Origin of the sequence: Crenothrix sp. (assembly GCF_043729335.1) — a bacterium.
Classification (GTDB): Bacteria; Pseudomonadota; Gammaproteobacteria; order Methylococcales; family Methylomonadaceae; genus Crenothrix.
Map to the genome: position 1 here is coordinate 105420 of NZ_JAYTLQ010000026.1, position 14043 is coordinate 119462.

Annotated in this window: 13 protein-coding genes; 10 read left to right on the top strand and 3 right to left on the bottom strand. The window is 44.2% G+C overall.

Features of this window, described 5'->3' with window-relative positions; translation table 11 throughout:
- Positions 1 to 4: 4 nt before the first annotated feature.
- The gene (locus ACHZC4_RS06285; RefSeq protein WP_394752969.1) at positions 5 to 592 is read right to left on the bottom strand and encodes a DUF4124 domain-containing protein; all 588 of its coding nucleotides are present in this window, start codon (positions 590 to 592) and stop codon (positions 5 to 7) included.
- A gap of 650 nt (positions 593 to 1242) precedes the next feature.
- On the opposite strand from ACHZC4_RS06285, the gene ACHZC4_RS06290 reads away from it, so the two are divergent.
- The 7 genes from ACHZC4_RS06290 (at position 1243) to ACHZC4_RS06320 (ending at position 9364) form a co-directional block, all read left to right on the top strand.
- Entirely contained in the window at positions 1243 to 2235 is a 993-nt protein-coding gene (locus ACHZC4_RS06290) for an AAA family ATPase (RefSeq protein WP_394752970.1), read from the top strand.
- Between the two features lie 20 nt (positions 2236 to 2255).
- Complete coding sequence (locus ACHZC4_RS06295) at positions 2256 to 3206, top strand: DUF58 domain-containing protein (protein ID WP_394752971.1); 951 nt, start codon at positions 2256 to 2258, stop codon at positions 3204 to 3206.
- A gap of 43 nt (positions 3207 to 3249) precedes the next feature.
- Positions 3250 to 3738, top strand: a complete 489-nt coding sequence (locus ACHZC4_RS06300) for a DUF4381 domain-containing protein (RefSeq protein ID WP_394752972.1) — start codon at positions 3250 to 3252, stop codon at positions 3736 to 3738.
- A complete protein-coding gene (locus ACHZC4_RS06305) occupies positions 3735 to 4715 on the top strand; it encodes a vWA domain-containing protein (RefSeq protein WP_394752973.1) in 981 nt (326 codons plus the stop codon). The genes ACHZC4_RS06300 and ACHZC4_RS06305 overlap by 4 nt, the downstream gene beginning before the upstream one ends.
- On the top strand, positions 4649 to 6592 hold the full coding sequence (locus ACHZC4_RS06310) for a VWA domain-containing protein (RefSeq protein WP_394752974.1): 1944 nt from the start codon (positions 4649 to 4651) through the stop codon (positions 6590 to 6592). Before ACHZC4_RS06305 ends, ACHZC4_RS06310 begins: the two co-directional genes overlap by 67 nt.
- 127 nt (positions 6593 to 6719) lie before the next feature.
- Positions 6720 to 7625, top strand: coding sequence for a PfkB family carbohydrate kinase (locus ACHZC4_RS06315; protein ID WP_394752975.1), 906 nt, complete (start codon positions 6720 to 6722; stop codon positions 7623 to 7625).
- A gap of 11 nt (positions 7626 to 7636) precedes the next feature.
- Complete coding sequence (locus ACHZC4_RS06320; protein ID WP_394752976.1) at positions 7637 to 9364, top strand: BatD family protein; 1728 nt, start codon at positions 7637 to 7639, stop codon at positions 9362 to 9364.
- On the opposite strand, the gene nudE is transcribed toward ACHZC4_RS06320, so the two are convergent.
- Positions 9359 to 9916 (bottom strand): ADP compounds hydrolase NudE, encoded by a 558-nt coding sequence (nudE, locus tag ACHZC4_RS06325; RefSeq protein WP_394752977.1) that lies wholly within the window; start codon positions 9914 to 9916, stop codon positions 9359 to 9361. The two genes, ACHZC4_RS06320 and nudE, sit on opposite strands and share 6 nt — an antisense overlap.
- Positions 9917 to 9961: 45 nt before the next feature.
- Between nudE and yrfG the strand changes: the two genes are divergently transcribed.
- Positions 9962 to 10618 (top strand): GMP/IMP nucleotidase, encoded by a 657-nt coding sequence (gene yrfG / locus ACHZC4_RS06330; RefSeq protein WP_394752978.1) that lies wholly within the window; start codon positions 9962 to 9964, stop codon positions 10616 to 10618.
- Here yrfG and ACHZC4_RS06335 read toward each other — a convergent pair.
- Positions 10593 to 11951, bottom strand: coding sequence for a DEAD/DEAH box helicase (locus ACHZC4_RS06335; protein ID WP_394752979.1), 1359 nt, complete (start codon positions 11949 to 11951; stop codon positions 10593 to 10595). The two genes, yrfG and ACHZC4_RS06335, sit on opposite strands and share 26 nt — an antisense overlap.
- 93 nt (positions 11952 to 12044) lie before the next feature.
- On the opposite strand from ACHZC4_RS06335, the gene trxA reads away from it, so the two are divergent.
- Both trxA and rho read left to right on the top strand, forming a co-directional pair.
- Positions 12045 to 12377, top strand: a complete 333-nt coding sequence (trxA, locus tag ACHZC4_RS06340; RefSeq protein WP_394752980.1) for a thioredoxin TrxA — start codon at positions 12045 to 12047, stop codon at positions 12375 to 12377.
- 194 nt (positions 12378 to 12571) lie between these two features.
- Positions 12572 to 13828: a transcription termination factor Rho gene (rho, locus tag ACHZC4_RS06345; protein WP_394752981.1), complete on the top strand. Its 1257-nt coding sequence runs from the start codon at positions 12572 to 12574 to the stop codon at positions 13826 to 13828.
- Positions 13829 to 14043: the final 215 nt, after the last annotated feature.

Here is a 14043-nt window from a genome sequence, read left to right on the forward strand (position 1 = left end):
GTGTTTATTGTGCAAGTTCTTGTTCAGTAATATAAAAACGTTTGGCGGTGCTGCAATCCACCAAAAAGACTAAAGCACCTTTAGTGCTTTTAATGTTTAATTCAACAGCTTCCACACGAACACACTCGCCTGATGCCAGGGCTTTTTGCGCTGATTGTCTGCGCATGCGTTCAATATCCGCTAATCTGTCTTGATGCAGCTTGACCAATGCAGGTAATTGATCCGGTTTATAAGTCGGAATAGCAAACGGAGAAAACTGTTTAGGATTGTTTTTAATCAGAAATTGACTCTTTGCGCTCTCATCAATAGCATCTTGTTTTTGTTTGGCTTGTTTTTGTAAAAGCTGTTGTTGTTCCAGTTTTTGTAATTCGAGCAGGGCTTGTTGTTCTTGTTGTTGTGAGGTTTGCTGATTTTTAATCTCATCCAGATTAACAGCACTGCCTGTTTTAACGTTCAGCTTCATGTTGTTGATGCCTGCTGCACAAGGATTGCTGCGGTAGGCTGTTTTGCCACTCGTATCGGTACATTTAAAAACACCTGCAGAAGCATAAGTGGAAAAAAGGCTTCCCAGGATGAGTAATGCAAATTTCATTTCTTCCCTCAGTTATAAATAAATAAAAACAAAATTAAGGTGCTACAAGATAAGGTCAGGAATGCTGAATACAAACGCTGCCGCTTAGTTACGTATCAATATAAAAGCCATATAGCAATTTATCAATAGTTATAGTTTAGTTGATAAACGGATTTTGTAATTGTCTGCAAAGACGGCACAATCACTGTATTTTTCGATAGACATTGTAAAAGCAGCAAAATATTGCGCTAAACAGCCCATACGCCAACGGTGGAGTTGCTGATAGTCCAAGGGCTTTACATAAAACTTGTAAAAATACATCAGTGAACAGTGCTAATATAATGTAATAAGCTAAACTTATTGCTATTATAAACAAAGAAAAATTTGCGGATGCGCTATGCTTTAACTTATACGCTGCGCTTCTTTATAGTTTAAATTTTACAGGTGGGTGTTTAAAGTTAGTTGAGTTTGCATTATCGGATATCAACACATCATCCAGGATAACAGGCTACAGTATTTTTTGTTTTAATGCCTAAAACCAACGGCTTGCCCACCAGCTAAGTTGCAGGGTGTCAGAAGTCGCTGCTTAACACGGTCAATGTTAAATTGACAAACAAAACTGCTTAATTTATCAAACCTTACTGGTTTCAATTACGAATAAAATCTGGGTCATGGCAGAAAAAAACAGTTATCAAAATACGACACAAACCGCATTAATACGGCTTAAAAACTACATTAATGAGGAAATTATTGGCCAAGAAGTGCTTGTTGAGAGAATGTTGATCGGCTTGTTGGCTGATGGACATATTCTGGTCGAGGGTGCTCCAGGGCTTGCTAAAACCAGAGCTATCAATGTGTTGAGCAAAGGCATCGAGGCTGATTTTCATCGGGTGCAATTTACTCCCGACCTATTACCTGCCGATTTAACCGGTACCGAAATTTATCGGCCCCAACAAGGTACCTTTGAATTTCAAAAAGGCCCGTTGTTCCATAACCTGATTTTAGCTGATGAAGTCAACCGCTCGCCCGCAAAAGTGCAATCGGCTTTGTTAGAAGCAATGGCAGAGCGCCAAATCACCGTGGGCCAGGCAACTTATCAATTGCCAAGACTGTTCATGGTCATGGCAACACAAAACCCCATTGAGCAGGAAGGCACTTATCCGTTACCCGAAGCTCAGCTTGATCGTTTTTTGTTACATATCAAGGTTGATTATCCTAAACCTGAGCACGAAAAAAGTATTTTACACTTGGCCAGAACTGAAGCACGTTACGAAACCACCAAAAAAAGTGATCAGTTTGTGCCGCTTAGCCAAGAAATCTTGTTTGAAGCACGTAGAGAAGTATTGGATATTTATTTGTCCGATAATCTTGAAGATTATTTACTGCAAATTATATTGGCCACGCGAAATCCAGGTGCTTATGGGGATGATTTGGCTGGCTGGTTGCAATACGGCGCCAGTCCACGCGCCAGTATTGCTTTAGATCGTTGCGCCAGAGCTAAGGCATGGCTGGGACAGTGGGAGTTTGTCGGTCCTGAAGACATTCAGGAAATGGCTTATGATGTCTTGCGCCATCGTTTAATATTGTCCTACGAAGCTGAAGCCGAAGGCATTACCACTGATTACGTGATTAAAGAGCTTATTTCCCGAATTGCTGTTCCCTGATGTTTTTTAGTAAGCAAATAATGCCGGATCAACCGCGCAAGAAAGCCCCTGAACTGGTTTCAGTATCTCTAAAAACACTGATTGATCTGGCGGAACCTGCGGCTGGCTTAAAACAGCACCACTTGGGGATTCGCTCTCAACAGACGGGTGGCTATGTATCGCGCTTTAAAGGCCGTGGCATGGAGTTTGACGAGATTCGGCTTTACCAGCCTGGCGATGATATACGCCGTATTGATTGGCGGGTGACTGCCCGTACTGATCAAACTTATACCAAAGTTTTTCGGGAAGAACGCGAGCGTCCGGTATTTATTTCTGTCGATGATAGGCCGACCATGCACTTTGCGACGCGCGGCGTGTTTAAATCGGTATTAGCGGCCAAATTAGCGGCTTTATTGGCGTGGACAGCCCAGCATCACAGTGATCGAATCGGTGGGCAGATTTTTTCCGAAGTAACATGCCGGGAGCTAAAGCCGCAAAATGGTAAGCATGCGGTGTTGCGGTTTTTGAATGCCTTGGCCACCAAGCCTGTCGTTGAGTCAGCATCCTCGCCAATAAAACATCAGGCACCTGAAAAAAAGCCCAGCGCAGCCAGTTTGTCGCTGTCTTTTGAACAAGTTTTGGCGCGTTTGATAAAGCATGTCAGACCGGGTAGTCTGGTGTACATTATCAGCGATTTTCGTGGTATGGATGACAAAGTTGAGGGCCATCTGGCCAAATTGCGTCGTCATTGCGATGTGGTGTTGGTTTTTGTTTATGATCCATTGGAAAGCAGCTTGCCCAATAAAGGCCGGTATCGTTTTACCGATGATAAGCGTGATGTCATTATTGATACCGCTGATCAGCAACGTTTACAACAATATCAGCAACATTTTGTACAGCGTTTGCAGAGACTGGAAATATTAGCTAAAAAAATGGGATTGATATTGATTCAGTGCAACACCGCACAAGATCCAATACAACGGCTAAGATAAAAACTGCCAAGGACTATTCGTTTACACACGTAATCATACATAAATGCCAACGACGCAACTTCCTCTTAGAGATATTCATTTACCCGAAGCGATAAGTTGGTGGCCACCTGCTATTGGCTGGTGGTTATTAATGTTGCTGGTACCAATAGCAATGTTACTGGCATATCGCTTATATAAATGCCTAAACCGTAACAATGTTGTTAAAAAAGCCCTTAAAATTGCCAGACAGCATTTGGCCACTATTGAAGGCGATGCCACTATGGGCAGTATGCAAAAATTATGTGAGTTATCGGTATTGGTTCGCCGTGTTGCCATTAGTGTGGCACCGCGCTCAGAAGTGGCAGGTTTAACCGGTCGTGCCTGGTTGGCGTTTCTTGACAATGGTTTAAAAGATGCGCCTTTCAGTGAAGGCATCGGGCGCCTGCTGGTTGATGCGCCTTACCGTAAAACACCACCCACCGAGCCTGAAATTTCAGATTTAATCAATCTGTGCCGAGATTGGCTTAAAAACTGCGCAAGACTAAAAACATGATTCATTTTGAATGGCCTTGGCTATTAGCTGCTTTGCCCCTGCCGTTATTAATTCGGTGGTTAATGCCTGCGACCGTACCTATTGAGCAGGCCGCTTTAAAAGTACCTTTCCTGGATGACTTTTCCGTAGAAAATTCCCGCGCTGTGCTGCCGACCCGAAAATGGCCATTATTTTTAATGACACTTGCCTGGTGTTTATTAATCGTCGCCAGCACACGCCCACAATGGCTGGGTGAGCCGGTAGAGCAGGCCATGAGTGGCCGTGATTTAATGTTGGTGGTGGATTTGTCACCGAGTATGGAAGCTGAAGATATGGTGCTCAACAAAAAATTTGTTGATCGGCTGACGGTGATCAAATCGGTAGCCGGTGAATTTATTAATCGGCGCGTGGGTGATCGGTTAGGGTTGATTTTGTTTGGCTCACAACCGTATTTGCAAACACCGTTAACGTTTGACCGAAAAACAGTGACTACTTTACTGAATGAATCGGTGATTGGTATGGCGGGCGATAAAACCGCTATAGGTGATGCGATTGGTTTGGCGGTTAAGCGCCTTAAAAATCAGCCAGCCGACAGCCGCGTGGCCATACTGTTAACCGATGGCGCCAATACTGCGGGCGAAATTTCCCCGATAAAAGCGGCGGAACTGGCTAAACAAAATAAGCTAAAAGTTTATACCATAGGCGTGGGTGCGGATGAAATGATTGTGCGCAGTTTTTTTGGTTCACGTAAAGTAAACCCGTCCGCCGATCTTGATGAAACCACCTTGGTTAAAGTGGCTGAAACGACTGGCGGACGTTATTTTCGCGCCAGAAATACCGATGAATTGAACAATATTTACACCTTGCTGGATAAACTTGAGCCGGTAGAAAAAGACAAACAGTATTTCAGGCCGCGTAGCGAGTTGTATTTTTGGCCGTTATCCTTGGCATTGGCTCTGGTGGCCTGCCTGTGTTTAACACGGATGAGCCTGTCATGACTCTGGCGGAATTCCATTTTCTCAGGCCTTATTGGCTGTTAGTATTGATTCCTTATCTAGTGATTTTGAGTTTAATGGTGAGACACAAGCTGAGCCAGGGTAACTGGTCGGCGGTGTGTGATGCCGCCTTGCTGCCGTATCTATTACAAAAAGATGCCATGAATCAAAGCCGTTGGCCGTTGTTGGTAGGTGCGTTGGCAACTTTGTTAGTGATTTTGGCGTTGGCAGGTCCAGCTTGGGATCGCTTGCCGTCACCGGCCTTTCGGAATGATTCTGCTCTGGTAATTGCCCTGGATTTATCGCGTTCTATGGACGCAGGTGATCTTAAACCCAGTCGGCTGACGATGGCGCGTTTTAAAATTGCCGACATATTAAAGCAGCGTAAAGACGGCCAGTCGGCGTTGTTGGTGTATGCCGGTGATGCTTTTGTGGTCACGCCGCTGACTAACGATGCTGAAACCATTATCAGCCAACTGTCGGCATTGACAACCGACATAATGCCTAGTGAGGGCAGCAATACCAGTCTTGCGCTAGAAAAAGCCGCCGCACTTTTTAAACAGGCAGGGCTGCAAAAAGGCCATATATTACTGGTTACCGATGGGGTTGATGTTGATAACACGTTGGCCACTGTGAATAGTTTAGGCAATTATAAATTATCGGTGCTGGGGGTTGGTACAGCTGATGGCGCGCCCATTGCACTGCCCAATGGCGGCTTTTTAAAAGATCAACAAGGTGCTATTGTTGTTCCAAAGCTGAATAGCGCTGCATTGGAAAAACTGGCTAGCGCAGGGCATGGCAGTTATCAAACGCTTAGCCCAGGCGATGATGATATTAAAGCCTTAATATCCTCTTTAGACCCGCCCATGCAGCAAAAAACCAACAGTGGCAGCAACTTGGCACTGGAAATTTGGAACGATAGAGGGCCTTGGCTATTATTGCTGGTACTGCCATTAGCGGCGTTAAGCTTTAGAAAAGGGGTGTTGTGTTTCGCGTTATTAGTGATGCTGCCTTTTCCAAAAACCAGTTATGCGCTGGAATGGCAAGATTTATGGCTAAACAAAGATCAGCAGGGCTTGCGGGCTTATCAGCAAGGCAATTATGCTAAAGCGGCCAATACTTTTGAAAACTCCGCATGGAAGACAGCGGCTCACTACAAAGCCGAACATTATGACAAAGCGCTTGCGTTATTAAAGGACGGTAAAACCAGCGATGATTATTATAATAAGGGCAATGCCTTAGCGCAATCGGGTAAGCTACCTGAAGCCTTGGAAGCTTATAAAAAAGCCCTGGGGCTTAATCCTAATAATGCCGATGCCAAGTACAACAAAGACTTGATAGAGAAAGAATTACAGAAACAAAAACAAGAGCAGCAAAAACAGCAAGCACAACAGGATCAACAAAAACAACAAGGCCAGCAAGGCGACCAAAAACAGCAATCGCAAAATAAGAGCCAGGAAAACAGCGATAGCGGCAGTAAAGATCCCAATAAACCTGACGAAGCGCAGCAGTCCGAGCAAAAGCCAGAACAAAAACCCGAGCAAAAACCGGGGGAATCAGGTGAAAATACTGCTGATCAGCAAAAAGCTGAGCAAACACCTGCTGAAAAAGCGGAAGCACAGGAGAAAGCAGAACAAGCTGCTAAAGCGCAAGCTGCTCAGTTAGCCGAACAGAAAAAAAAGGCTGGCGAAAAATCGCCGGAAGATAAAAACTCCCAGGCGATAGCCGTTGAAGAAAAGCCTTACGACGAAAAACAACAGGCCAATGAGCAATGGCTTAACCGTATCCCTGATGATCCAGCGGGTTTGTTGAAGCGTAAATTTAAATACCAGTATGGCCAGCGTGAACGTGCTCCGGATGGCAGTGCAATTGCCTGGTAGTGTTGCGCAGTTTCTCTGATGTGTTTCATTGCTTTCAGGAGTAGTAGATTTTGTCTTTCTGCCATTCAATAAATTAGCGGCATTTAAGAGTCGTTACCCTTTGTTAGTCTTAAAACCGTAAATCAACATGCTAAATAAGCAAATAAGACTATTTGGTGAAGTGTTATTTGATCAGTTTCCTGATGGTCAGCGAGTGCTTGGTGGTGCGCCTTTTAACGTAGCCTGGCATTTGCAGGCGTTTGGACAACATCCCGATTTTATCAGCCGGGTAGGCAACGATAGTGAAGGTTTGCATATTAAACAGGCCATGCTGAGTTGGGGCTTAAGTCTTGAAAACCTGCAAACTGACCCCACACTTTCAACAGGCAGTGTGCAGATTACCGTAATGGATGGCGAGCCTTGTTATGATATTGTGGACAACCAGGCGTACGATTTTATCAGCGCAACCGAGCTTAAGGGCTATAGTCATTCGGAGGGCGTGCTTTACCATGGCAGTTTAGCTTTACGCCATGACGTTTCAGCGGCGACGTTTGATAAATTGCTTAATGAACATCTGGGTAAAATATTTGTCGATGTCAATTTGAGGCATCCCTGGTGGCAGATTGAACGCGTTATACAGCTGCTTGATAGAGCCGATTGGGCTAAGTTGAGCCAAGATGAATTAAGGCTGTTACAGCCTGTTTCCGGATCGTTAACCGAAACTATGCGGGTTTTTAGAAAAAGCCATAACCTGGACGTGTTAATGGTGACCTGTGGTGAGCAGGGGGCAATGGCTATAAATAAACACAATGAATTTTTTGAGGTTGTCCCAGCCGATAACGTATCCGTAGTCGATACGGTAGGTGCAGGTGATGCGTTTTCTGCGGTTGCCCTGTTGGGGATGCAGCACGCTTGGCCAGTGCCGCTTATTTTGCAACGTGCGCAAGCTTTTGCCTCTGCAATGGTTGGGCGACAAGGTGCAACAGTACAGGATTTAAGTTTTTATCAGGCATACATCCACGCTTGGCAGCTCGCACATCTGATTGAAGATTGAAAATAACCACTATGAAAGTTATAAAATTAATGAAGCCAATATTGTTCCCCTTTTTATTTTTGACATTTTGGCTGCCGAATGTAGCCTTTGCTGTGCAAATAGATGTCACCTTAGATCGTACGCCTGTCAATCTTGACGAATCTTTCCAAATTATTTTCACTGCCGCTGAGTCGCCAGATGAGGCACCTGATTTTAGTCCACTGGAACAAGATTTTTCTATTCTCAACCAAAGCCAAAGCAGTAATACGGTGTTCGTCAACGGTAATTTAAGCAAAACCGTACAATGGACTTTGAATGTGATGGCCAAAAGGGAAGGGCATCTTACTATTCCGGCGATAAAATTTGGCGATGATATCAGTCAAGCGACATCGGTAATGGTGAGTAAAAATAAAGGCAAAAAAGGCATTAACAGTGACAGCGAGTTGTTTTTAGAAGTTAAGGCTTCACCAGAAACCACTTACGTGCAATCGCAAATAATTTATACCATGCGTTTGTACACCAAATCTAAAATTGCTCAGGCTAAACTGACCGAGCCAGAATTAAACGATGCAGTGATTGAAAAGCTGGGCGAAGACAGTAATTACAATACCTTATACAACGGTACAACTTACGAAGTTGTGGAGCGCAAGTACGTTATTTTTCCACAAAAAAGTGGCCAGTTGACTATTAACCCCCTAGAATTAACCGCAGATGTGGTCACCGATACAGCCCCTGGCTTTAACGATTTTTTTAGTTCACAAACCACTAAAACCAAACGAGTTGTTTCTAAAAAGGTGGTGTTAAATGTTAAGCCTGTGCCCGTTACTTTTACGGGACAACATTGGATAGCGGCTGAACAGCTGGAATTAAAGCAGGAATGGTCTGGCGATACGCAACAAGTTAAAGCGGGGGAGCCGTTAACCCGAACGTTGACACTGCAAGCCAAAAGCACGACGGTAGCGCAATTGCCTGAATTAAATAATGCAAAGACTAATGAGCAGCTTAAGATTTATCCCGATCAGCCGGTATTACAAGAACAAAAAAAACCGGACGGCTTATTGTCGTTACGGCAAGAAAAAATTGCCCTGATTCCATCGCAAGCGGGCAGTTATAGCTTGCCAGCCATAGAGATTCCCTGGTTTAACACACAAAGTCAAAAAGTAGAAATTGCCAGTTTACCTCAAGTCACAATAACCGCAATTGCTGCACCGGGGGCGACGATATCAGCTCAGGTTAAGCCGACAGTGCCCATAGTTAAAGCAGAAAAACCTGCGAATATACCGGAAAAGACTGAGCTAAAACCAGTACAACAATCTCAAGGCCAACCCCATCGGCCATACAACAAGTGGTTATGGGCAGCCTGTGTATTTTTGGCAGCGGGTTGGTTGATTACCGTGATTTACTTTTTTGCTAAACGCTCGCCTAAAAAGCCAGTTATAGTTGAAAGTGAAAACGATATTAGTATTAAAGAATCTATTAAGCGACTCAAAAAAGCCTGTGCGGCTAACGATGTAGAAAAAGCCAAGGAAGCGCTCATGGAATGGGGGCATAAGCAATTTGGGGTGACCAGTCTGGGTGCGGTGGCTACGTTTTGTGAGGCACGTTTGCGAGATGAAATACTGCATCTTAATCAGATTTTATATGGTAAGGATGCTGAAGAGTGGGATGGTAAAAAGTTGTTTCAATATTTTATTGAAAACAAAGCCCGAAGCGCTATCGCCAATAAAGATAATAGCCTGGAACCGTTGTACCGCTTATAACTGACGACTTTTGAAATATTCGACTGTCATAAATAAAGCAGCAATGGAACGTGCTTCGGTGCATTCACCGGTTGCCAAAAGGGCATTGATTTGATCAAGTTTCCAAGGCACTACTTCCAGCTCTTCGGGTTCATCACCGATTAAGCGCTCTTCGTAGAGATCCTGGGCGATAACAATTTCGGTCATGTGTTCAAGATATGACGGCGCAATCGAAAACGAACTTAAATGGTGCAGGCTTCTTGCGCCATAGCCGACTTCTTCTTTCAGCTCACGATTGGCGGCTTGTAAAAACGATTCACCTGGGTCAGTTTTGCCTTTGGGTAATCCCAACTCATAACGATGTGTGCCGGCAGAATATTCCCTGATCAACAAGACTGTGTCGTTATCCAGCATGGGCACTACCAATACCGCACTGGTGTCGCTATTGCTGCGTGCCAGGCGCTCATAATTGCGCCGCTCACCGTTGCTGAACTCAATCTCCAGTGCTTCAATACGAAATAAACGGGTTTTTGACAGCGTAGTCTTGGAGAGAACAGTCGGTTTTTCAGCCATTGTGGTATTTTAGTCATCTATTTTTGTTAAATATAACGTACTCTGATGATAGATTGGAAGCAAATTGATACCGTGTTGCTGGATATGGACGGCACCTTACTGGATTTGAATTTTGATAATTACTTCTGGAAAGAGTTTGTGCCGCTTAAATTTGCCGAGCAGCGGGGGCTATCGATTGAAATTGCAAAACAACAGCTACAGCCGCGCTTTAAAAGCATGGAAGGTCAGCTAGAGTGGTATTGCCTGGATTATTGGAGTAACGCTTTGCAGTTAGATATTGCCGCGTTAAAAACTGAAATTTCCGAGTTGATTGCAGTATTGCCACATGTGCTTGAATTTTTAGAAAAACTTAAACTCAGCTCGCGCAAAGTGGTACTGGTCACCAATGCGCACCGTGACAGTTTGTCATTAAAAATGCAAAAAACCGCCTTGCAGCATTATTTTGATGACATCATCAGCTCCCATGATGTGGGGTTGCCTAAAGAGCATCAAGGTTTTTGGCAGGCATTGCAAACCATGCAGGTGTTTGAAAACCACAACACCGTGTTAATCGACGATAGCCTGGCGGTGCTGCATTCGGCCAAGCAGTTCGGCATTATGCACCTGGTATCTATTAGCAAGCCTGATAGTCAGTTACCCAGTAGGGAGATTACCGATTATCACGCCATTGAAGATTTTAGGGCGTTGATGGACGGGCTTTAGGCGGGCGTGATGTGCTAGAACCTGAACTTGGGCGCGGTTTTGGTGGTCGGGGCTTAGCTGGTCTTTTTTCAGGAATGATGAGTTCCGCCAAAAGATCAGCAGTAATCGGCTTAACTGGAATTTTTTGGCCGATATAATCTTCAATATCGGGCATGGAGTAGGCGTATTCTTCACAAATAAAACTGATCGCCTCACCGCTGGCACCAAAGCGTGCTGTTCTGCCTATTCGGTGTACATAATCTTCGACATCTTGCGGTAAATCGTAGTTGAATACATGCGAAACGTCGGCAATATGCAGTCCTCTGGCCGCCACATCGGTGGCAATCAATAAGGTGATTTTGTTTTCCTGGAAATCATTGAGAAGTCGCTGGCGTTTGTCTTGCGGAACATCGCCACTCAGCGCGGCTGTTTTATAGCCATTGGCATTCAAATAATCATCCAACTGTTCGGCGCAGCGCTTGGTATTGACAAAAATAATGCTGCGTAGCGGTTGATACTGGCGGAGTATGCCAACCAATAACGGTAACTTTTGCTGATTAGATGGGCAAAACGCGCTTTGTTGTATGGCTTTAGAGGTCACGTCTTCGCTTTCTATGCGCACCAGCACTGGATTATTCATGTGCTCATAAGCCAGTTCAGTCACTTTGTAAGACAAGGTAGCCGAAAATAACATGTTTAAACGCTGATCGGGTGCGGGCATGCGCCGTAGTAGAAAACGGATGTCTTTAATAAATCCCAAATCGAACATCCGGTCGGCTTCATCCAATACCGTTACCTGTACGTTGTTGAGTGTAAAAGCATTTTGCTTGTAAAAATCAATGATGCGGCCGGGTGTGCCGATGATGATATCAATATTGGATTTTACCGCGTCCAATTGTTTTTGGTAATCGGTGCCACCGTAAATCAGGGCAAATTTTAGATCAAGATGCTTACTGAGCAGCAACGCATCTTTGTGGATTTGTATGGCCAATTCCCGTGTCGGCGCTAGAATAATGGCTCTAGGGTATTTTACAGGGCTGGGTTGCGCCAGTTTGGCTGCGGCAACAGGCTTTTCTATGAAGTCCTCGTCCTCGTCATCGTAATGAATATGATCTTCTTCCTCATATTCGATTTCATTGATGAGATGCTGAAAAGTGGCCAGTAAAAATGTAGCCGTTTTACCGGTGCCGGTTTGCGCTTGCCCTGCAATATCTTTGCCGCGCAGCAGTAACGGTAGCGCTTTGTCCTGTATGGGCGTGCAATGGTTAAAATGAGCCTCGTTAAGGCTACGTAGGATGGAATCAGATAATTCAAGATTACTGAAGCGTGTTTGTGTCAAATGTTTATCGTTCATGTGCTATAGCATAACTTAAAAACGCATTGGTTTAAAATTCATTGACTCATTACATGATCCCTCCTATAGTTTGAGCTTTTTGGGAGACAACACATGAGTGATGCCGTTCTTCATGTCAGTGATAATGAATTTAACGAAAAAGTGATTTTAGCCAGCAAAGAACAGCCCATATTAGTGGATTATTGGGCGGAATGGTGTGGTCCTTGTAAACAAATCGCGCCACTCCTTGACAAGATAGCTGTTAAATATGACGGCAAGTTGACTGTTGTTAAGATTAATATAGATGATAACCCTGTAACGCCGCAGCATTATGGTGTACGGGGCATTCCAACTCTGATGCTATTTAAAGATGGTGAAGTGGAAGGTACCAAAGTAGGCGCATTATCAGAATCAGCGCTGAGTAGTTTTATTGATAGTAATCTGTAAATTTAAATACCTTGCTCAAACTCGTTACAAATGGTTGGACGAGTTTGAGACCTTAAGCTATACTTAGTTTGTGTGTTAATCTAACGCACTTAGTATATCGTCCGACAAAAATCACATCCCAATATTGTCAATCCTGTCCTGGTTGTTACTGCTGGTTAGCCACAGTAGCACTATTCTTCGAGTTATCCTTTTATATGAACCTTACCGAATTAAAATTAAAACAAATAAGTGAAGTTATTGATATAGCCGAATCTTTAGGGCTGGAAAACGTAGCCCGCGCTCGCAAACAAGATTTAATTTTTGCCATTCTTAAAAAACAGGCCAAAGCTGGCGACGACATCTCCGGTGATGGCGTTCTGGAAATTCTACAAGATGGTTTTGGGTTTTTACGAACGCCCGGCTGTTCTTATCTTGCAGGCCCCGATGATATTTATGTTTCTCCCAGTCAAATTAGGCGATTTTCTTTAAAAACCGGTGACACCATCACCGGAAAGATCAGACCACCTAAAGACAATGAACGTTATTTTGCTATGCTCAAGGTTGATCAGATCAATTTTGAACCCCCCGAAAACACCAAGAATAAAATCATCTTCTCCAACTTAACCCCGCTGTTTGCCAAAGAACGCTTTGTGTTAGAGCAGGGCAATGGCACTACGGAAGACCTCACCGGCCGTATCATTGATTTAATTGCCCCTATCGGTAAAGGTCAACGCGGCTTGATTGTCTCTCCGCCTAAGGCTGGTAAGACCATGATTTTGCAAAGCCTAGCTCAAGCCATCGCGGAACAAAATCCTGAATGTTACCTGATTGTCTTGTTAATTGACGAACGTCCTGAAGAAGTCACCGAAATGGAGCGCTGTGTGCGTGGCGAAGTGATTTCCAGTACCTTTGATGAGCCTGCGACCCGCCATGTCCAAGTGGCAGAAATGGTCATTGAAAAAGCCCGTCGCTTGGTGGAACATAAACACGATGTGGTTATTTTGTTAGACTCAATCACACGATTGGCTAGAGCCTATAACACTGTCGTACCGTCTTCCGGCAAAATATTGACCGGTGGTGTGGATGCCAATGCCCTGGAAAAACCTAAGCGCTTTTTTGGCGCAGCCCGTAATATTGAAGAAGGTGGCAGCTTGACCATTATCGCCACGGCCTTGGTGGATACCGGTTCCAGAATGGACGAGGTGATCTACGAGGAATTCAAAGGTACCGGCAACATGGAGTTGCATCTGGATCGGAAAATTGCCGAAAAACGGATTTATCCCGCGATTAATATCAACCGCTCCGGTACACGTAGGGAAGAATACTTAGTTGACCCTGATTCTTTGCAAAAAACTTGGATCTTGCGCAAAATTCTGCAACCTATGGACGAAACCGCAGCATCAGAGTTTTTGATTGGCAAGCTGAAAGATTTCAAAACTAACGCCGAATTTTTTGACTCCATGAAGCGTTAATATTAGCCGCACAGTTGTGAAGCCAGTTATATGGGGGGCACAACTGATTATTGCGCAGCCATTGGAATGGATAGTTTAGCAACAGTTATTTAACGTTCATTAAAATTACTTTCTAACGCATCATTCCATTAATTCAAAAAAGCATTGTTCAATTTGGGAAGGCTGTTGCTGTTGTAAAGGCAACAACATTCCCAATTCTTTTATTGTTAAATACA